This is a genomic window from Microcella alkalica, from assembly GCF_014137945.1.
Taxonomy (GTDB): Bacteria; Actinomycetota; Actinomycetes; order Actinomycetales; family Microbacteriaceae; genus Microcella; species Microcella alkalica.
In genome coordinates, this window is sequence record NZ_JACGWX010000005.1 from 93,566 (window position 1) to 110,887 (window position 17,322).

Here is a 17,322-nt window from a genome sequence, read left to right on the forward strand (position 1 = left end):
GCCGTCCGTGTCGTTCCGGGGCGGGCGGACCAGGCTTCCGTCCGCCCCGAACCTTCAGCCGGGATGCCGCGCGGCGGGCGACGAGCCCGGCGCGCGGCCATCCGATGCCGCGTTCTAGTGCGCGACCGACTTCTCGGCGCCGACGCCCGTGAGCGACCGCACCTCCATCTCGGTCTGCTTCTCGAGGCTCTCCTTCTGCCTGTCGAGCACCGACCCGAGCCAGCCGAGGAAGAACGCGAGCGGGATCGAGACGATGCCGGGGTTCGACAGCGGGAAGATGGCGAAGTCGACCCCCTGCAGCATCGACTTCTCGCCTCCCGAGACGACGGGCGAGAGCGAGATGAGGATGATCGCCGAGATGAGACCGCCGTACATGCTCCACAGCGCGCCCTGGGTGGTGAAGTTGCGCCAGAACAGCGAGTAGACGATCGTCGGCAGGTTCGCCGACGCCGCGACCGCGAAGGCGAGCGCCACGAGGAAGGCGACGTTCTGCCCGTTCGCGCCGATGCCGCCGAGGATCGCGACGATGCCGATGACGAGCACCGTGCGGCGCGCGACCTTGACCTCGGCCCCGGGAGCCGGGTTCCCCTTCTTGACGACGCTCGCGTAGATGTCGTGCGAGAAGGATGCCGCGGCCGTGATCGTGAGGCCGGCGACGACCGCGAGGATCGTCGCGAACGCGACCGCCGCGATGATGCCGAGAAGCACCGACCCGCCGAGCTCGAACGCGAGCAGCGGGGCCGCCGAGTTCGCGCCCCCGGGCGCCGCGGCGATGCGCTCGGCGCCGATGAGCGCGGCCGCTCCGTAGCCGAGCACGAGCGTGAAGACGTAGAAGATTCCGATGAGCCAGATCGCCCAGACGACGCTCTTCCGGGCCTCCTTCGCGGTCGGCACCGTGTAGAAGCGCATGAGCACGTGCGGCAGAGCCGCCGTTCCGAGCACGAGCGCGAGGCCGAGCGACAGGAAGTCGAGGCGCGTGATGTCGCTCAAGCCGTACTGCAGGCCGGGGGCGAGGATCGCGGGGTTGCCCGAGGTTTCGACCGCGCTGTCGAGCAGCGTCGAGAGGTTGAAGCCGTTGATCGCGAGCACCCAGACCGTCATGACGCCGGCTCCGGCGATGAGCAGGCCGGCCTTGATGATCTGCACCCACGTGGTGCCCTTCATGCCGCCGACGAGCACGTAGAGGATCATGAGGGCGCCCACGACGGCGATGACGATCGACTGGCCGACGCGGTCGTTGATGCCGAGGAGCAGCGCGACGAGGCCGCCCGCTCCCGCCATCTGCGCGAGCAGGTAGAAGAAGCAGACCACGAGCGTCGAGATCGCCGCGGCGATCCGCACGGGGCGCTGCTTCAAGCGGAAGGCCAGCACGTCGGCCATCGTGAACTTGCCCGTGTTGCGCAGCAGCTCGGCGACGAGCAGCAGGGCGACGACCCACGCGACGAGGAAGCCGATCGAGAACAGGAAGCCGTCGTAGCCGTTGATCGCGATCGCGCCGACGATGCCGAGGAAGGACGCGGCTGAGAGATAGTCTCCGGCGATCGCCGCGCCGTTCTGCCCGCCCGAGAACGAGCGGCCGGCGGCGTAGTAGTCGGCGGCGGTCTTGTTGTTCCGCGAGGCGCGGAACACGATCACCATCGTGATGGCGACGAAGATGCCGAAGATCGCGATGTTGAGGATGGGGTCACCCGGGGCGGCCGGGGCGGTGACAGCGAGGTGCAGCATCAGCGCACGCCCTCCTTGGTCTCGAGACGGTCGCGGATGGCCGCCGCGTCGGGGTCGAGGTGCTTATTGGCGTACGAGACGTAGCTCATCGTCACCGCGAAGGTCGTGACGACCTGCGACAGCCCGAGAAGGATCCCGACGTTGACGCTGCCGAACACGGGCGTGGCCATGAACTCGGGCGCGTAGCCGGCGAGGAGCACGTAGGTGAAGTACCAGAGCAGGCAGGCCGCGGTCACGGGGAGCACGAAGCTGCGGTGCTTGCGCTTGAGCCGACGGAACTGCTCCGACTCCTGTGTCTCTCGGAACACCGCGGCCGAATGGCCGGACGAGTGCTCCACGTTCAGGGCGTCATTGCCCATGGGATCTCCTCGGGAGGTCGCGGCAGCGACGACGGCGACGCTGCCGATTGGTGGCGGAACGCCCGCCAGCATCCCCCGTTCCAGGGGGCGCGTCACGAGGATGCGCGCTCATCGTCGGCGGGCGGCGTCGCCCGTGCGACGAACGGCGATCCCGTGCCGCTGAGCGCGCTCGCCGGGCCCCGCATCGCCTACCGTGGTGCCGTGACCGAGTCCGTGCTGCTCGCCCTCGCCATCGGCGTGCTCGTCGGCGTCGCCGCCGCGGTGCTGCTCGTCGTCGCCTGGCGCGTCGTCCGGCTCTCGCGCGAGATGGGCACGGCAGCCGAGCGCGCGACCTACTCGACCCTCCACCTCGCGAGCCAGGCCGCGACGCACGTGCGCGGCGGACTCGACACGGGCGACCCGCAGCGCGCCGTCCGCCCCCTCCGCCAGCTGCTCGACTGCCGCGTGCTCGCGCTCGCCGACGACCACGGAATCCTCGCGATCGACGCCGGCCCCGCCGACCAGCGCCTCGCCGACCAGCTGCGCGCGACGGCCGAGCGGCTCGCCGCCGAGGTGCGCGCGGGCGACCGGCCGCAGGTGTTCCGCGGCATCGACCCGACCGGCCGCGGCACCCAGGCGACGGATGCCGTGGCCGCCCCGATCATCGCGGGCGACCGCACCGCGGGCGCGATCGTCGCCTTCTCTCCCACGGTCCGTCCGGGGCTCGTGCGCGCGACGGGCGAGGTGGCCGAGTGGCTCGCGGCGCAGCTCGAGCTCGCCGAGCTCGACGCGAGCCGCGCCGCGCTCGCCGAGGCCGAGGTGAAGGCGCTGCGCAGCCAGATCAGCCCGCACTTCATCTACAACGCCCTCACGGCGATCGCGTCGACGATCACGACGAACCCGCCGCGGGCGCGCGACCTCGTGCTCGAGTTCGCCGACTTCACACGGTACTCCTTCCGCCGGCAGGGCGACTTCACGACCCTCGCCGACGAGCTCCGCAGCGTCGACAGCTACCTGCAGCTCGAGCGGGCGCGCTTCGGCGAGCGCCTGACCCTCACGCTGCAGGTCGCGCCCGAGGTGCTCAGCACGGTCATCCCGTTCCTCAGCGTGCAGCCGCTCGTCGAGAACGCCGTGCGGCACGGGCTCGAGCCCAAGCCCGACGGCGGGCGCATCACCATTCGCGCGAGCGACGCGGGCGCGTTCGCGCTCATCGAGGTCGAGGATGACGGGGTCGGCATCGATCCCGAGCGCCTGCGGGGCATCCTCGCCGGGCGGCCGTCGGCCGATCACGTGGGGGTGCGCAACGTGGATGCCCGCCTCAGGCAGCTCTACGGCGACGAGCACGGCCTCGTGGTCGAGACGAACCTCGATGCGGGCACGCTCGTGCGCATGCGCGTGCCGAAGTCGCAGCCCCAGAACACGACCGCCCCGCTCTCGAGGAATTGACGCCGTGCGTCGACCCGCCGCAGTGCGAGGATGTGACCCGTGACCGACCCGATGACCGTGCTCGTCGCGGACGACGAGCAGCCGGCGCTCGACGAGCTCGCGTTCCTGCTCGGGCACGACGAGCGCATCGGCACGATCCATCGCGCGTCGAACGGGGCCGATGCGCTGCGCATCCTCACGCAGGAGGCGATCGACGCCGTCTTCCTCGACATCCACATGCCGGGCCTCAGCGGCATCGACCTCGCCCGGGCGCTCGGCCACTTCGACCGTCGCCCCCCGTTCGTCTTCGTCACCGCCGACGAGGAGCGCGCCATCGAGGCCTTCGACCTCTCGGCGGTCGACTACGTGCTCAAACCCGTCCGGGCCGAGCGGCTCGCCCGCGCGGTGGGGCGCCTGCTCGAGGCACGGGCGGCCGGCGGCGCCGACGCCACGAGCGCACCGCCGGTCGCCGCGGCGCCCGCCGCCGCTCCGGCCGCGTCAGCCGCACCGCCCACCGCGAGCACCCCCGCGCTCGTCGCCGTGAGCCTCGGCGGCACGACGCGCATGATCCGGCAGGACTCGATCCAGTTCGTGCAGGCGCAGGGCGATTACGCGCGCCTGCACACCGAGGACGGCAGCTACCTCGTGCGCGTGCCGATGAGCGACCTCGAGCGGCAGTGGTCGGCCGCCGGCTTCGTCCGCATCCACCGCTCGTACCTCGTCTCGCTCGCGCACGTGTCGCGCCTGCGCCTGAGCGCGAGCAGCCCCACCGTGCTCGTCGGCGCGACGGAGCTGCCCGTGAGCCGCCGCCTCCTCCCCGCGCTGCGCGACCGCGTCGCCGCCAACCGCATCCGGCCCCGGGCGTGAGCGAGGAGGCTCGCCCGCAGCGCGTGCGGGTGACGGCGCCGAGACCCGGTGAGCCCATCGCGGCCCCGGCCGAGCATCCGTCCATCGAGCGCACCGACACCGCGACCGTCTACGTGCGGTCGCTCATCCGATCGCAGCTGCGTCTCGCGATCATCTGCGCGAGCGGCTTCGTCGTGAGCCTCGGGATGCTCTGGCTCGTCCTCGCCGCCGCCCCCGACCTCGACGCCATCGTCATCGCCGGCGCACCCGTGTCGTGGTTGCTGCTCGCGTTCGGCGCCTACCCGGCGATCCTCGCGTTCGCGGTCATCTTCGTCGTCGCGAGCAGGCGGAACGAAGCCGGCTACCGCTCGCTCATGAGCGCTGGGGGCGAGTCGTGAACCCCGTGCTCGGGTACATCGCGATCGCCGCGGTCACCCTCGCGACGGCGCTCATCGGCTTCTTCGGCCTGCGGATCTCACGCACCACGCAGGACTTCTACGTCGCCTCGCGCACCGTCCGCCCGTGGTGGAACGCCTCGGCGATCGGCGGCGAGTACCTGTCGGCGGCGAGCGTGCTCGGCATCGCGGGGCTGATCCTGCTGCAGGGGGCGGGCGGGCTGTGGTTCCCGATCGGGTACACGGCCGGGTACCTCATGCTGCTGCTGTTCGTCGCGGCGCCGCTGCGGCGATCGGGCGCCTACACGATCCCCGACTTCACGGGGGCGCGTCTCGAGTCGCGGCTCGTGCGGCGGCTCACGACCGTGCTCGTCATCCTCATCGGCTGGTTCTACATCGTCCCGCAGCTGCAGGGCGCGGCGCTCACGATCCGCATCACGACGGGGCTGCCGTCGTGGATGGGCGCCGCCGCCGTGTCGATCATCGTCGGCCTCATCGTCGCCGCGGGCGGCATGCGCTCCATCACGTTCGTGCAGGCGTTCCAGTTCTGGCTCAAGCTCACGGCGATCGCCGTGCCGGCCGTCCTGCTGCTCATCACCGTGGGGCGCGATGGCGGGCCGAGCGTCGACCCGGCGGTCGCGTTCCCGGCGGCGCTGGGCCCCGCATCCCTCGACGTGTACTCGACCGTGTCGCTCGTCATCGCACTGCTGCTCGGAACGATGGGCCTGCCGCACGTGCTCGTGCGCTTCTACACGAACCCCGACGGCGCGGCCGCGCGGCGCACGACGCTCATCGTGCTCGGGCTGCTGTCGGTGTTCTACATCTTCCCGACGGTCATCGGGCTCCTCGGCCGGGCGCTCGCCCCCGAGCTCGCGAGCCCCGGCGAGGCCGACGCGCTCGTGCTGCTGCTGCCCGGCATGGTCATCGGCGGGCTGCTCGGCGACGTGCTCACCGCCCTCGTCATCGCCGGAGCCTTCGGCGCCTTCCTCTCGACCTCCTCCGGCCTCGTCGTCTCGCTCGCTGGCGTCATCTCGCAGGAGCTCGCCGGCGGCTCGGTGCGCGGATTCCGCATCGCGGCGATCGCCTCCTCGCTCGTGCCGCTCGCCGTCGCGCTCGTGCTCGAGCCGGGCGGGCTGGCCGGCAGCGTCGGGCTCGTGTTCGCCTTCACGGCGTCGACCCTGTGCCCGGTCCTCGTGCTCGGCATCTGGTGGCGGGGGCTGACGGCGCGCGGGGCGGTGGCGGGGATGCTCGGCGGCGGCCTCTTCTGCGGAGCGGCCATCCTGCTCGGGCCGCTCCTGGCGGCCGCCGGGGGCTGGCCGTCCTGGCTGCAGGCCGCGCTCGCTCAGCCCGCGGCGTGGACGGTGCCTCTCGCGTTCGCCCTCACCGTGGTCGTGTCGCGCCTCGACCGGCGCCGCGCGCCCCGCGGAGCCGACCGCGTGCTCGCGCGCCTGCACGCGCCCGAGGCTCGCGCCTAGTCGGTGCACCGCACGCCTGCACGCGCCCGAGACTCGCGCGTAGTCGGTGCACCGCACGCCCCGGCCTGTCACACTCAGCTCCGCCCTCCCCCGTCCGGCCGCGCGCGGCGCCCACGTCGAGCCGTTTCGGGCGCGGGCGGCTGGCGGGGGATCGGGCGCTCGAGTCGCCCGGAAGGATGCGAGTCGACGGTGGAACGCGAGCCGCGGCGCCCCCCGAGCGGCAACTCGTCCTGTTCGGGGCAGCCCGGATGCCCCCGGGCGCACGGATTGCCCGGATCAGTGCGGAGTGCGAGGCAACGCGGCTCGGCGACGCCGCTCGGCCCCCTCAGCCGGTGCGGCTCAGGTGGTGCGGCTCCGCCTGCGCGGCTCCGCCTGCGCGGCGCGGCCAGCGCAGGCGCCGCTGCGCGAGCAGCACGCCCACGATGACGAGCGCAGCCCCGACCGGCTCGTTCCAGACGAGCACCTCTCCGAGCACGAGAATGCCGAGCACGACACCGACGACCGGCGTGATGTAGGTGACCGTGGCGGCCCTGGTCGCCCCCCACGCGCGCACGACGTTCTGGTTCCAGACGTAGGCGAAGCCCGTGCCGAAGGCGCCGAGCAACACGACCGCGACGATCACCGTCGCGTCGAGCCGCAGCGGCGTCGGGCTCGCGAGCGGCGCGAGCACGAGCAGCAGCACGGCCGCGATGGCGATGTAGACGAACGTGAACGACACCGCCGAAACGCCCGAGCTCGCGAGGAAGCGACGCATGTACGACAGGCTGAACCCGTAGCAGGCGGTCGCGCCGAGCATCGCGAACTGCGGCACGAGGTCGCCGCCGAGCTCGACGCCCTGCCACGGCCCGATGATGACGATCACCCCGACGATGCCGATCGCGATGCCGACCACCTGCGCGCGCGTGAGCCTCTCGACCCGCAGCACGAGCGCGGCGATGATCGCCGTCATGATCGGCGTCGTCGCGTTGTAGACGCTCGCGAGCCCCGAGGCGACGTGCTGCTGCGCCCACGCGAATAGCAGGTACGGCAGCACGCAGAAGGTTACGCCGACGACGGCGAGGTGCGCGTAGATGCGGCCCCACGCTGGCAGCCGGTCGCGCGTGACGAGCACGATGAGGCCGAGCGTGACGGCCCCGAGCGTCGCGCGGCCCGCGGCGACCTGCACAGGAGTCATCCCCGTGAGCGCGATCGCGATGAACAGGAAGCTCGCACCCCACACGAGCCCGCTGAGTGCGAACTGCGTCGCGACCCAGCCGTCGCGCGACGTCGTCCCGGCGGATGCGGCCTCAGGCGTCACGGTCGCGAGCACACCCCGTCGAGGCGATCTGCTCGTGGTGGTGGATCACCTCGGCGACGATGAAGGTCAGGAACTTCTCCGCGAACGCCGGATCGAGCTCGGCCTCCTCCGCGAGGGTCCGCAGTCGCGCGATCTGGATGCGCTCGCGGTCGGGGTCGGACGCCGGCAGCCCGACGGCGGCCTTGAGGCGTCCGACGGTCTGCGTGCATTTGAACCGCTCGGCGAGCAGATGCACGAGCGCCGCGTCGATGTTGTCGATGCTCTTGCGCAGCGAGTTCAGCTCGTCGAGTGCCGCATCATCCATGCTCCGAGCGTAACCCGCGAGACGCGCGACCGCGCCAGCGGGGGCTCAGTCGTCGGCGAGCTCACGCTCGGAGCGCTGCACCCACACATCGAGCTCGTCGCGCTCGATCGCTCGGATCGCCTCGTCGACCTCTGCCGGCGTGACGAGCCCGTCAGCGACGCCGCGCTCGACGTCGCCCTCGCTCAGCAGCACGGCGGCGATCAGCACGCCGCGCGCCGTCAGATCGCTCGGCAGCTCGCGCTCGAGCGTCGGGTGGGGGCTGGGCGCGGCCTCGGTCGCGCTCGCGCAGCCGGCGAGAGCGACGAGCAGCGCGATCGGTGCGGCGAAGGATGCCCTCGCCCGCATCACCGTCCGCCGGGCTTGCCGGCGTGGTCGGGCTTGCCTCCCCCGCCGCCGTTGCCCGATCCGAGGGGCTTCCCGGCCGTGTCCGGCTTGCCGATGCCCTCGGGCTTGCCGGCCTTCTCGGGCTTGCCGTCGTCCGTCGGCTCGACGTCGGCCGACTCCTCGTCGCCGCCCTCGAGCTTCGCCATAGCGCGCTCCAGTCGGCCCGCGTCGCGGGTGGCGACGCGCTCCTCCGTGCGCTCGAGCTGGTCGAGCGCCTTCTCCAGGCGCCGGTCGAGCTCCTCCTGGGCTGCCGCGCGCTCCTCCTCGGGAAGCGCGGCGACGGCCTCGCTCTGCGACTCGAGGAACTCCACGAGCGTCTCGGCGAAGGCGACCTGCAGTCGGCCGGAGAACGCGACGGCGCAGTCGCCCTTCCCGCCCTCGGTCTCGGCCCGGCACGCGTCGAACTCCGTCTTGACCTCGGCGAACGCGGTGCGCCACAGGTCGGCGCGCTCGTTCCAGGCGAGGAAGGACTCCTCGAGCACCTCGTCGGTCGCTCCTTCGACGTCGTCGGCTGCGGACTCGTCCTCGGCGCCATCCTCCGAGCCGTCGTCGTCGGGCTGCTCGAGGGCGTCGTCGAGGAGCTCGTCCTCGACCAGGTCATCGACGAGCTCGTCGCTCGCGTCGACGCCCAACGATTCGAGTGCGGTCGCGACGGTGGTCCGCACGTCGGATGCGAATGCAGCGGTGCCGATGCCGCCGATGACGAGCACGGCCGCAGCGGTGCCCGCGGCGAGCGCAGTGAGTCCCCGATTCCCCATGGCCGAACTGTACGCCCGTCGGTGCGAGGCGCGCGGTCCCGCGAACGGGGGGGCACGGTAGTCGCGGGTGGCGGCTTCGGCAACGGGGTGGGGGCGGCGGATGCCCGGGGTTACGGTTCCGCGCATGACTGATCACGCCGAATCCCCCGACCCGTCCACCGGCTCGACCCTCATCGAGCGCATCTCCCTCAGCCACCCGCGCTCCGGCGCAGAAGGACGCCTCTACGCCGAGGCGTTGCAGGCCCTCGCCGACTGCGCGACCGCGTGCACGGTGTGCGCCGACGCGTGCCTGAGCGAGGAGGATCCGCGCACGATGCTCGAGTGCGTGCGCGTCGACCTGCTGTGCGCGGCCGTGTGCGTCGCGACGACGCAGGCGGTCGCGGGCGCGCCGGAGTCGCACTCCTCGATCATGCGCGCGCAGCTGCAGGCCTGCATCGAGGCCTGTCGCTCGTGCGCGGAGGAGTGCGAGCAGCACGCCGGGCACCACGAGCACTGCAAGCTGTGCGCCGAGGCGTGCCGCCGCTGCGAGCAGGCCTGCGAGGCGCTGCTCGCCGTCATCGGGCGTTGACCGACCTCGGCGCGCGGCACGATGACGTCGGCCGCCGCCTCCCGCAGCACAAACGGCGCGGACCCCGGGCGATCGGGGTCCGCGCCGTTCGCGGTGGGGGCCGGTCTCAGTGGGCGTTCTCGAGCTCGCGCGCGCCGGTCGGGGCGACAGCCTCGGCCTCCGAGCGCGCGCCGCGCTCGTCCTCCTGCACGTCGACGTCGCGCAGAGCGAGGGCCGCGGCGCTCAGCACGCGGTCCTGCTCGATCACGTCGCACGCCCGCAGCGCGCTCTCGGCGTGCATCCACGCATCGAGCGTTTGGGCAGCCGCGAGGTGGTCGACGAGGCGCCGGGCGTCGCGGGCGAAGCGGCGGGCATCGGTGCGCACGGGACCGCTCGCGTCATCGAGGGGAACCTCGACGTCGAAGCGGGCGGCCGCGGAGGCGATGCACCCCGCGAGCGGAGGTAGCTGCGCGACGACGGCCGCGCGGCCGCGAGGCGCCGTGGCGGCGAGCATCGTGGCGGTCGTCCGCGCCGTGATGACACGGACGTCGACGGCGTCGAGGTAGTGGCCGGGTGCGCAGTCGAGGCCCGCGCGCTCGAGCGCGGTCGCGAGCTCCGGGGTCGAGGCGCAGCTCGCGGAGACCGCGGAGATCGCGAGGAACTCGTCGAGCTCGGCGGTCGTCGCCTCCTCGGCCAGGAAGGCCGCGAGCCGGTCCGTTGCGTCGGAGACGATGGGCGCCCGCGAGAGCCGCTCGCGCAGCGCCTCATCCAGAGCGGTCTCGAGCGTTCGCCGCACCTCGGCGAGGATGCCGTCGGCGGCCCAGCGCGAGTCGACGCCGACGATGCCGCCGTCGGCGAGGGCGTGCAGGAAGAACAGCGCGAGCTGCAGATCGTCGTCGGTGAGGATGTCGCGGCTGTTGATCACGGCGCGCTCGACCTGGGCATCCAGCGACGAGACGATCGGGGGGAGGTCGATCGGTCCGGTGACGACGGCGACGACCGCGGCGCTCACGGGACCGCGAGGAGTGGGGATGGCCATAGGGGCGCGCTCGGAGCGAGCGGTGGTGGCGATGCGGGTGGTCATGTTAGCGACCGTAGGCGCGAGCAGGAATCGCGGACAGGGGATTGACAGGCATGCACCGGTTCGATGAGGTCGTGGGTGCGCGCGAGCGAGAACCGACGCCCGCGCCCCGATTGGAAGGACGCTGGATGCCCGAGCCCGCCGCGCGAGCGGAGCCCACCGTCTCGGTCGTCATCCCCGTCCGCGACGACGCCGAGTACCTCGAGCGATGCCTGCGGGCGCTCGACGAGCAGTCGTCGCCTCCGCTCGAGGTGATCGTCGTCGACAACGGCAGCTCCGATGCGAGCGCGGCCGTCGCGCGCCGGTACGGGGCGCGCGTCGTCGAGCAGCACGAGGTGGGCATCCCCATCGCGAGCGCGACCGGCTACGACGCGGCGCGCGGCGACATCATCGCGCGCCTCGACTCCGACAGTCGGCCAGGGCCGGAATGGGTCGCCACGGTGCAGCGGCTCTTCGCCGAGCATCCGGAGGCGGATGCGCTCACCGGCAGCGGGCTCCTCGAGACCGACGACGGCGAGACGCAGCCCGTCAGGTCGCGCCTCTACCTCGGGCCGTACTTCACGCTCGTGCGGTGGGCGCTCGCGAACCGCCCCGTCTTCGGGTCGGCGATGGCGCTGCGGCGCTCGACGTGGGAGCGCGTCGGCGACGATGTATGCCGCCACGACCCCGACGTGCACGACGACATGGATCTCAGCGTGCACCTCGGGCCCGACGCGGTCGTGCTGTTCGACGACCGGCTCACGCTACCGGTGTCGGCGCGGCCCCTGCAGCACGTGCCGTCGATGCTGCGCCGCGGCTGGCGCGGCATGTACACGCTCGCCCGCCACTGGCCGCGCGAGCACCCCCTCGGTCGGCACGCCCGGCGCCTGCGGGCGCGACGGATCGCGGCCCGTTCGGACTGAGCCGGCGGCTCGCCGCTCTAGTCGAGCAGGTCGTGCCGCGCGATGATCGCGTCGCGGCCGGGCCCGACGCCGATCGCCGAGATGCGCGCGCCGCTCATCGCCTCGATCGCGAGCACGTACTCCCGAGCGGTCCTCGGCAGCTCCTCGAACGTGCGGGCGCCCGAGATGTCCTCCGACCAGCCGGGGAACTCCTCGTAGATCGGCGTCGCGTGGTGGAAGTCGCTCTGCGACACCGGCACCTCGTCGACCCGCACGCCCTCGATGTCGTAAGCGACGCAGACCGGGATCGTCTCGAGGCCCGTGAGCACGTCGAGCTTCGTCATGACGTAGTCGGTGACGCCGTTGATGCGCGCCGAGTATCGCGCGATCGGCGCGTCGTACCAGCCGCACCGGCGCGGGCGCCCCGTGGTCGTGCCGAACTCGTGGCCGTTCTCGCGCAGGAAGTCGCCCGAGGCGTCGAAGAGCTCGGTCGGGAAGGGGCCGGAGCCGACGCGCGTCGTGTACGCCTTGACGATGCCGATCACACGGTCGATGCGGTTCGGCGCGATGCCCGAGCCGGTCGCGGCGCCGCCGGAGGTCGAGCTCGACGACGTCACGAAGGGGTACGTGCCGTGATCGACGTCGAGCATGGTCGCCTGCCCGCCCTCGAAGAGCACTGTCTCGCCCCGCTCGAGCGCCTCGTGCAGCTCGAGGGCCGTGTCGACGACCATCGGGCGCAGGCGGTCGGCGTACGACAGCAGCTCGGTGACGATCTCGTCGACGGCGATCGCACGGCGGTTGTAGACCTTCACGAGCAGGTGGTTCTTCTGGTCGAGGGCGCCCTCGACCTTCTGCCGCAGGATGTTCTCGTCGAAGAGATCCTGCATGCGGATGCCCACGCGGTTGATCTTGTCGGCGTACGTCGGGCCGATTCCGCGCCCGGTGGTGCCGATCTGCCGCTTGCCGAGGAAGCGCTCGGTCACCTTGTCGAGCGTGCGGTGATACGCGGTGATGACGTGCGCATTGGCGCTGATGCGCAGCCGCGACACGTCGACGCCGCGCGCCGAGAGCGCGTCGAGCTCCTGGAAGAGCACCTCGATGTCGATGACGACGCCGTTGGAGATGACGGGCGTGACGCCGGGGGTCAGGATCCCGCTCGGGAGGAGGTGCAGCGCGTACTTCTCGTCGCCGATGACGACCGTGTGGCCGGCGTTGTTGCCGCCGTTGAACTTCACGACGTAGTCGATGCGGCCGGCGAGGAGGTCGGTCGCCTTGCCCTTGCCCTCGTCGCCCCACTGGGCGCCGATGATGACGGCGGCTGGCATGCTGGTCCCTTCGATGGAATGGGGATTACACCCCACCCTATCGGGCGGGCGCGAGGTGCGGAGGGGGCGCGGCTCAGCCGAGCCACTGGCCGCGCGCGGGCGCGCGGTCGGCCGCCGCGAGCGTGCCCGGCGCGATCGCGAGGCGGGCCTCGACGGCGCCGAAGACGACCTCGTCGGCGGCCGCGGCATCCACCATGCCCATCGCGTGGTGCTGCACCGCCATGCCGTCGGCGAGCGCCGTGAGCATGCGCGAGTCGGCGTCGACGTCGACGCTGGATGCGGCTCCCGCGGCGACCGCGCGCCGGATCACGGCGGCGAGGATCCGCTCGCAATCGCGATGGTGACGCGCCACGGCCGCGGCGAGCGCCGGGTTGCGCGGAGCCTCGCTCCACGCGTCGATCCAGACGAGGTAGTGATCCTCCGGCGTGGTCTTGAACCAGGCGGCGAGGGCGGCGATCGGGTCGACGCCGGAGAGCATCGCCTCGTCGCTCGCGAGCTCGGCGGTCACGGCGTGGTCGAAGGCCGCGGCGACGAGCTCGTCGCGGCTCACGAAGTAGTGGCGGATGAGCCCGTGCACGATACCCACCTCGGCCGCGACGTCGCGTAGCGTCACGCTCGCGAAGCCCTTACGGGCGACGAGGCGCATCGTCGCGCCGATGATCTGCTCGCGACGCTCCTCGGAACTCTTCCGTTCGGCCACGCGACGAGCATAGGCGGTCGTTGTCCGCGCGGATAAGGCGTGCTAGCGTCGTTGTCCAGTTGGATAACATTGGAGCGGGAGAATGGCGACCATGGAGCGGGCACGCGGAGGAGCGAGCGTGAGCGGCGACGCCGGCGGCGACCCCGACCGGCGCCTCGTGCCGAGCGTCGTCGCGGCGATGGCGCTGCTGTCGTCGGCGTCGTTCGTGATCTTCCCGCTCATCCCCGAGCTGCAGGGCTCGCTCGGCGTCAGCACCGCCGAGATCGGCTACCTCGCCGCGGCCGGATTCGCCGCGGCCCTCGTCGCCGAGCTGCTCGTCGCGCCCGCCGCCGATCGCGGGCACGCGCGCCTCATGGCCGTCGTCGGCGTCTTGCTGGTCGCCGGGTCGCTCGGGCTCAGCGCCGCCGCCACCGACGGCTGGCAGCTCATCGCGGGTCGCGCCGTCGGCGGATTCGGCTTCGGCATCTTCGTCATCGCCGCGAGCGCCCTCATCGTGCGCCACGACCATCGCCGAAGCGGCGAGCTGCTCGGCCGCCTCGGTGCCGCCGAGCTCGCCGGCATCGCCATCGGGCCGCTCGGCTCGGGCCTCGCGCTGTCGTTCGCCGGGCCGTCGGCGATCCTCGCCGTGTCGGCCGCCGTCGTGCTCGTCGCCCTCGTGCCGGTTCTGGTCGGGTTCCGCGAGGCGACCGCCTCAGGGGGCGGCGCTCGCGGCCTCGGGGCGGGCGGACATCCACGCGCCATCGACGCTGACGGCGACGCGATCGGCTCAGACGGTGACGACGCATCGCTCGGCGACGACCCGCACCCGCGCACCGGCGGCATCGCCGCGGGCGTGCTCGGCTTCGACGGCACCGACGCCGACCGGTCGCTGCGGTTCGGTTCGAGTGCCCCGCGCACGAGCATCGACCTGCTGCGCAGCCCCCGCATCGTCGGAATCGTGCTGCTATACGCGGCCGTCATGGTGCCGACCGGCGCCTACGACGGCGTCTGGCCCCGCTTCATGGCCGACATCGGTGCGGGCCCCGTGCTGACGGCGCTCAGCTACGCGCTCTTCGCCGTGCCCTACGTGCTCGTCGCCGGCTGGGCCGGACGCCTTGCCGACCGCCGCGGAGGCGTCTCGGCGTACGCGCGCGGGATGCTGATCCTCCTGCCGATCGTGACCCTCTACGGGTTCGTGACGAACCCCTTCATCGCCACCGGAATGGGCTTCGTCGAGTCGACGGGGCAGGCGCTCGCCTTCATCGGAGCCGCCGCCGCGATGGCGCACGCCGTCGACCCGGCCCGTGCGGGCTCGGCGCAGGGGCTGCTGCGCGGCATCGGCCTCGCGGCAGCGACCGTGGCAGCCGCCGTGTCCGGGCTCGCGTACGAGGCGGGCGGGGCGCTGCTACTCTTCGGCGGCACGGCCGTAGCCGTGTCGGCGATCGCCGCGGTCGGGCTGCTGCTCGCACGTACGCGTCGCTGAGTGCCGCTGCTCGCCCGCCGCCGCCACTGAGCCGCGCAGCTGTGAGCTGGAGGGCGCGGGCGGTTGCGGCGCCCTCGGCCGGCACCCGCGGCTCCAGCATGCGCAACTCAGGAACATCGCCCGTGGACGCCGTCCGCAGTCCTCCTGCGGCCGGCGATTCCGGGGAGCACGCGCTGCGGGCGGCGGCTGCTCACTGAGTTGCGGACGTCGCCGTCGAGCGATCGCCGCCCGCGCGCTCCGACGACGACCGGCAAGGCCCTCGGCGCAGCCGTCCGTTGCCAAATGCAGGCACCAGCCGGCCCCGGCGACGTTTTACCGGTCGCAGCGCGGGAGATCCGGCCGTGCTGCCTGCATTTGGCACAGCCCTCGGCCGAGAGACGGGCAGCGGGCAGCGGGCAGCGGGCAGCGGGCAGCGGCGGATGCTGGGCGCGCGTTCGGCCGCGCCGCCGAGAATGGCGGGCATGGGCCGACAGCGCGAGCCGCGCGACTCCGGGCACGACCCGCGCCACCCCGGCGGGCGGCGCCACCCCGCCCGCGAGCGCGCCGACAAGGTGTGCCGCTCGTGCGGGCGCCGCATCGAGTGGCGCGCGGCGTGGGCGAGGAACTGGGACGACGTGGCCCACTGCAGCGACGCCTGCCGGGCTCGCAAGGTGCGACCGGTCGATCGCGAGCTTGAGGAGAGCATCCGAAGCCTGCTCGGAGAGCGCACAGCGACCGCGACGATCTGCCCGAGCGAGGCGGCGCGTGCCGTCGCCGCGCAGCGAGGCGACGCGGGCGACGACGGGTGGCGCGCGCTCATGGAGCCCGCCCGCCGCGCCGCCCGACGACTCGTCGCCGGGGGCGAGGTCGAGATCACGCAGGGCGGTCGGGTCGTCGATCCGTCGACGGCGAAGGGGCCGGTCCGCATCCGGCGCGCGCGCTGAACGCGCGGCTGGGAACCGTCTACCGGATGCGCGTCTGCTGGTGCGCCGCGACCCGCCAGCGGCCCTCGACGTACGTGTAGGTCGTCGCCATGCGCCGCTCGAAGACCTGGCTGCCGCGGTGCGCGACGACCCGGTAGACGAGCACCGCGGCGCGCTCGCCGAGGCGCACGATGCGGTGCTCGCTCATCGTGTACGAATCCCATGTCTGGCCCTCGAGAGCGGCGATCGCGGCGTCGCGCTCGATGATGCCGTCCTCGACGATGAGCACGCCGTCGGGGGTCATCGCGTGGTGGTAGAAGGTTCCGCCGTCGCCTCGACAGACTGCATCCCACCCCTCGTGCTCCTGGTGGATGAGCTGGGCGGGCAGATCGTCGGTGATCGCGGTCATGCCGACAGGCTACGGCTCGACGCGACCCGCGTGCTCCCCAACCGCCGCGTGCACCCGCACCCACTCGTGCATGACGACCGCGGCGGCGGCGCTCGCGTTGATCGACCGCGTCGACCCGAACTGCCGAATCTCGATGACTCGGTCGGCGGCCGCCAGCGCCTCGACGCTGAGTCCCGGGCCCTCCTGCCCGAACAGCAGCACGCACGCTCGCGGCAGGGGCGCGGCATCCACCGGATGCGAACCGGCCACGTTGTCGACCGCGACGATCGGCAGAGAGGATGCCCGGGCGAAGGCCACGAGGTCGGCGATCGTCTCGTGGTGGGTCACGTGCTGGTAGCGGTCGGTGACCATCGCGCCGCGCTTGTTCCAGCGGCGGCGTCCGACGATGTGCACCTCCGCGGCGAGGAACGCGTTGGCGCTCCGCACGATCGAGCCGATGTTCATGTCGTGCTGCCAGTTCTCGATCGCGACGTGGAAGGGGTGCCGGCGGGCGTCGAGGTCGGCGACGATCGCGGCCATGCTCCAGTAGCGGTAGCGGTCGATGACGTTGCGTGTATCGCCGTCGCGCAGGAGCTCGGGGTCGAACTCGGGGCCGGTCGGCCACGGCTCGGGGTGCGGGCCGACGCCGTGCGTCGTGCGCTCGGGGTGCGGCTCGGGGTCGGTCACGGCTCCAGGCTAGAGCCGTGCGAGCCGCACGCTCGCTCCTCCCCATCTCGAAGCGGGAGCAGGTTGTAAGTGGGTCGCGCCGGTCCAGGGGCAGTGTCGCCGCTCAGCCGTACACTGACAGCACGTCGATCGAGGAGTGGGCATGAGCACGTCGGCAGCAGATGACCGTTCAGAAGCTGAGGTCTCGCGCGAACGCGCTCTCGGCGAGATCAGCGACGTTCTTCTGAACCTCGAGCACACCCTCGCTCGCGCCAAGAAGGCACTCGTGCGTGTGAAGAAGTCCGGTGGCGACCACAACGTCGAGCTCGCCCTTACCGAGCTGATCGCCGACCTCGAGCGCAACCACAAGCGGTTCATGCACGACACCTACTACGCCGGCGACACGCTGCGACTCATCTGACC

General features: G+C 72.5%; 20 protein-coding genes. 9 read left to right on the forward strand and 11 right to left on the reverse strand.

The window, feature by feature from the left end:
• Positions 1 to 114 precede the first annotated feature (114 nt).
• Positions 115 to 1,725, reverse strand: coding sequence for a solute symporter family protein (locus FHX53_RS10005; protein WP_182491212.1), 1,611 nt, complete (start codon positions 1,723 to 1,725; stop codon positions 115 to 117).
• Positions 1,725 to 2,084 carry a DUF485 domain-containing protein gene (locus tag FHX53_RS10010; protein WP_182491213.1) on the reverse strand — a complete coding sequence of 120 codons (360 nt, stop codon included), beginning with the start codon at positions 2,082 to 2,084 and terminating at the stop codon, positions 1,725 to 1,727. Before FHX53_RS10010 ends, FHX53_RS10005 begins: the two co-directional genes overlap by 1 nt.
• Before the next feature lie 201 nt (positions 2,085 to 2,285).
• Between FHX53_RS10010 and FHX53_RS10015 the strand changes: the two genes are divergently transcribed.
• From FHX53_RS10015 to FHX53_RS10030, 4 genes are read left to right on the forward strand one after another with little or no spacing between them, the layout of a single operon-like run.
• Positions 2,286 to 3,509, forward strand: a complete 1,224-nt coding sequence (locus tag FHX53_RS10015) for a histidine kinase (protein ID WP_343050955.1) — start codon at positions 2,286 to 2,288, stop codon at positions 3,507 to 3,509.
• Between the two features lie 51 nt (positions 3,510 to 3,560).
• Entirely contained in the window at positions 3,561 to 4,355 is a 795-nt protein-coding gene (locus FHX53_RS10020; RefSeq protein WP_182491337.1) for a LytR/AlgR family response regulator transcription factor, read from the forward strand.
• Positions 4,352 to 4,732, forward strand: coding sequence for a hypothetical protein (locus FHX53_RS10025; protein WP_182491215.1), 381 nt, complete (start codon positions 4,352 to 4,354; stop codon positions 4,730 to 4,732). The genes FHX53_RS10020 and FHX53_RS10025 overlap by 4 nt, the downstream gene beginning before the upstream one ends.
• Positions 4,729 to 6,204, forward strand: a complete 1,476-nt coding sequence (locus tag FHX53_RS10030) for a sodium:solute symporter family transporter (protein ID WP_182491216.1) — start codon at positions 4,729 to 4,731, stop codon at positions 6,202 to 6,204. Before FHX53_RS10025 ends, FHX53_RS10030 begins: the two co-directional genes overlap by 4 nt.
• Before the next feature lie 325 nt (positions 6,205 to 6,529).
• Here FHX53_RS10030 and FHX53_RS10035 read toward each other — a convergent pair whose 3' ends face one another.
• The 4 genes from FHX53_RS10035 to FHX53_RS10050 are packed head-to-tail and all read right to left on the reverse strand — an operon-like array spanning position 6,530 to position 8,947.
• On the reverse strand, positions 6,530 to 7,513 hold the full coding sequence (locus FHX53_RS10035) for a DMT family transporter (protein WP_343050957.1): 984 nt from the start codon (positions 7,511 to 7,513) through the stop codon (positions 6,530 to 6,532).
• The gene (locus FHX53_RS10040) at positions 7,491 to 7,805 is read right to left on the reverse strand and encodes a chorismate mutase (RefSeq protein WP_182491217.1); all 315 of its coding nucleotides are present in this window, start codon (positions 7,803 to 7,805) and stop codon (positions 7,491 to 7,493) included. Before FHX53_RS10040 ends, FHX53_RS10035 begins: the two co-directional genes overlap by 23 nt.
• Before the next feature lie 45 nt (positions 7,806 to 7,850).
• On the reverse strand, positions 7,851 to 8,153 hold the full coding sequence (locus FHX53_RS10045; RefSeq protein WP_182491218.1) for a hypothetical protein: 303 nt from the start codon (positions 8,151 to 8,153) through the stop codon (positions 7,851 to 7,853).
• Complete coding sequence (locus tag FHX53_RS10050) at positions 8,150 to 8,947, reverse strand: hypothetical protein (RefSeq protein WP_182491219.1); 798 nt, start codon at positions 8,945 to 8,947, stop codon at positions 8,150 to 8,152. Before FHX53_RS10050 ends, FHX53_RS10045 begins: the two co-directional genes overlap by 4 nt.
• Positions 8,948 to 9,071: 124 nt before the next feature.
• On the opposite strand from FHX53_RS10050, the gene FHX53_RS10055 reads away from it, so the two are divergent.
• Entirely contained in the window at positions 9,072 to 9,515 is a 444-nt protein-coding gene (locus tag FHX53_RS10055) for a four-helix bundle copper-binding protein (RefSeq protein WP_182491220.1), read from the forward strand.
• A 106-nt stretch (positions 9,516 to 9,621) separates the two neighbouring features.
• Here the strand turns inward: FHX53_RS10055 and FHX53_RS10060 are convergent, their stop codons facing one another.
• Positions 9,622 to 10,578: a hypothetical protein gene (locus tag FHX53_RS10060; RefSeq protein WP_182491221.1), complete on the reverse strand. Its 957-nt coding sequence runs from the start codon at positions 10,576 to 10,578 to the stop codon at positions 9,622 to 9,624.
• 125 nt (positions 10,579 to 10,703) lie between these two features.
• Between FHX53_RS10060 and FHX53_RS10065 the strand changes: the two genes are divergently transcribed.
• Complete coding sequence (locus FHX53_RS10065) at positions 10,704 to 11,477, forward strand: glycosyltransferase family 2 protein (protein WP_182491222.1); 774 nt, start codon at positions 10,704 to 10,706, stop codon at positions 11,475 to 11,477.
• A gap of 17 nt (positions 11,478 to 11,494) precedes the next feature.
• Here FHX53_RS10065 and FHX53_RS10070 read toward each other — a convergent pair whose 3' ends face one another.
• Both FHX53_RS10070 and FHX53_RS14075 read right to left on the reverse strand, forming a co-directional pair.
• The gene (locus FHX53_RS10070; RefSeq protein WP_182491223.1) at positions 11,495 to 12,781 is read right to left on the reverse strand and encodes an adenylosuccinate synthase; all 1,287 of its coding nucleotides are present in this window, start codon (positions 12,779 to 12,781) and stop codon (positions 11,495 to 11,497) included.
• A gap of 73 nt (positions 12,782 to 12,854) precedes the next feature.
• A complete protein-coding gene (locus FHX53_RS14075) occupies positions 12,855 to 13,481 on the reverse strand; it encodes a TetR family transcriptional regulator C-terminal domain-containing protein (RefSeq protein ID WP_182491224.1) in 627 nt (208 codons plus the stop codon).
• Between the two features lie 91 nt (positions 13,482 to 13,572).
• On the opposite strand from FHX53_RS14075, the gene FHX53_RS10080 reads away from it, so the two are divergent.
• Entirely contained in the window at positions 13,573 to 14,943 is a 1,371-nt protein-coding gene (locus FHX53_RS10080; RefSeq protein WP_182491225.1) for an MFS transporter, read from the forward strand.
• Between the two features lie 461 nt (positions 14,944 to 15,404).
• A complete protein-coding gene (locus tag FHX53_RS10085; protein ID WP_182491226.1) occupies positions 15,405 to 15,866 on the forward strand; it encodes a DUF3253 domain-containing protein in 462 nt (153 codons plus the stop codon).
• A gap of 19 nt (positions 15,867 to 15,885) precedes the next feature.
• On the opposite strand, the gene FHX53_RS10090 is transcribed toward FHX53_RS10085, so the two are convergent.
• Positions 15,886 to 16,254, reverse strand: a complete 369-nt coding sequence (locus FHX53_RS10090; protein ID WP_182491227.1) for a nuclear transport factor 2 family protein — start codon at positions 16,252 to 16,254, stop codon at positions 15,886 to 15,888.
• A 9-nt stretch (positions 16,255 to 16,263) separates the two neighbouring features.
• Positions 16,264 to 16,920, reverse strand: coding sequence for a TrmH family RNA methyltransferase (locus FHX53_RS10095; protein ID WP_182491228.1), 657 nt, complete (start codon positions 16,918 to 16,920; stop codon positions 16,264 to 16,266).
• 142 nt (positions 16,921 to 17,062) lie between these two features.
• Here FHX53_RS10095 and FHX53_RS10100 point away from each other — a divergent pair, with 142 nt between their 5' ends.
• Complete coding sequence (locus FHX53_RS10100) at positions 17,063 to 17,320, forward strand: hypothetical protein (RefSeq protein ID WP_182491229.1); 258 nt, start codon at positions 17,063 to 17,065, stop codon at positions 17,318 to 17,320.
• Positions 17,321 to 17,322 lie beyond the last annotated feature (2 nt).

What these genes read in the sequence shown, in the direction of transcription:
- FHX53_RS10005 (WP_182491212.1), bottom strand. Translation starts at nt 1,725, where the DNA reads ATGCTGCACCTCGCTGTCACCGCCCCGGCCGCCCCGGGTGACCCCATC.
- FHX53_RS10010 (WP_182491213.1), bottom strand. Translation starts at nt 2,084, where the DNA reads ATGGGCAATGACGCCCTGAACGTGGAGCACTCGTCCGGCCATTCGGCC.
- FHX53_RS10020 (WP_182491337.1), top strand. Translation starts at nt 3,561, where the DNA reads ATGACCGTGCTCGTCGCGGACGACGAGCAGCCGGCGCTCGACGAGCTC.
- FHX53_RS10040 (WP_182491217.1), bottom strand. Translation starts at nt 7,805, where the DNA reads ATGGATGATGCGGCACTCGACGAGCTGAACTCGCTGCGCAAGAGCATC.
- FHX53_RS10050 (WP_182491219.1), bottom strand. Translation starts at nt 8,947, where the DNA reads ATGGGGAATCGGGGACTCACTGCGCTCGCCGCGGGCACCGCTGCGGCC.
- FHX53_RS10055 (WP_182491220.1), top strand. Translation starts at nt 9,072, where the DNA reads ATGACTGATCACGCCGAATCCCCCGACCCGTCCACCGGCTCGACCCTC.
- FHX53_RS10060 (WP_182491221.1), bottom strand. Translation starts at nt 10,578, where the DNA reads ATGACCACCCGCATCGCCACCACCGCTCGCTCCGAGCGCGCCCCTATG.
- FHX53_RS10065 (WP_182491222.1), top strand. Translation starts at nt 10,704, where the DNA reads ATGCCCGAGCCCGCCGCGCGAGCGGAGCCCACCGTCTCGGTCGTCATC.
- FHX53_RS10070 (WP_182491223.1), bottom strand. Translation starts at nt 12,781, where the DNA reads ATGCCAGCCGCCGTCATCATCGGCGCCCAGTGGGGCGACGAGGGCAAG.
- FHX53_RS10080 (WP_182491225.1), top strand. Translation starts at nt 13,573, where the DNA reads ATGGAGCGGGCACGCGGAGGAGCGAGCGTGAGCGGCGACGCCGGCGGC.
- FHX53_RS10085 (WP_182491226.1), top strand. Translation starts at nt 15,405, where the DNA reads ATGGGCCGACAGCGCGAGCCGCGCGACTCCGGGCACGACCCGCGCCAC.
- FHX53_RS10090 (WP_182491227.1), bottom strand. Translation starts at nt 16,254, where the DNA reads ATGACCGCGATCACCGACGATCTGCCCGCCCAGCTCATCCACCAGGAG.
- FHX53_RS10100 (WP_182491229.1), top strand. Translation starts at nt 17,063, where the DNA reads ATGAGCACGTCGGCAGCAGATGACCGTTCAGAAGCTGAGGTCTCGCGC.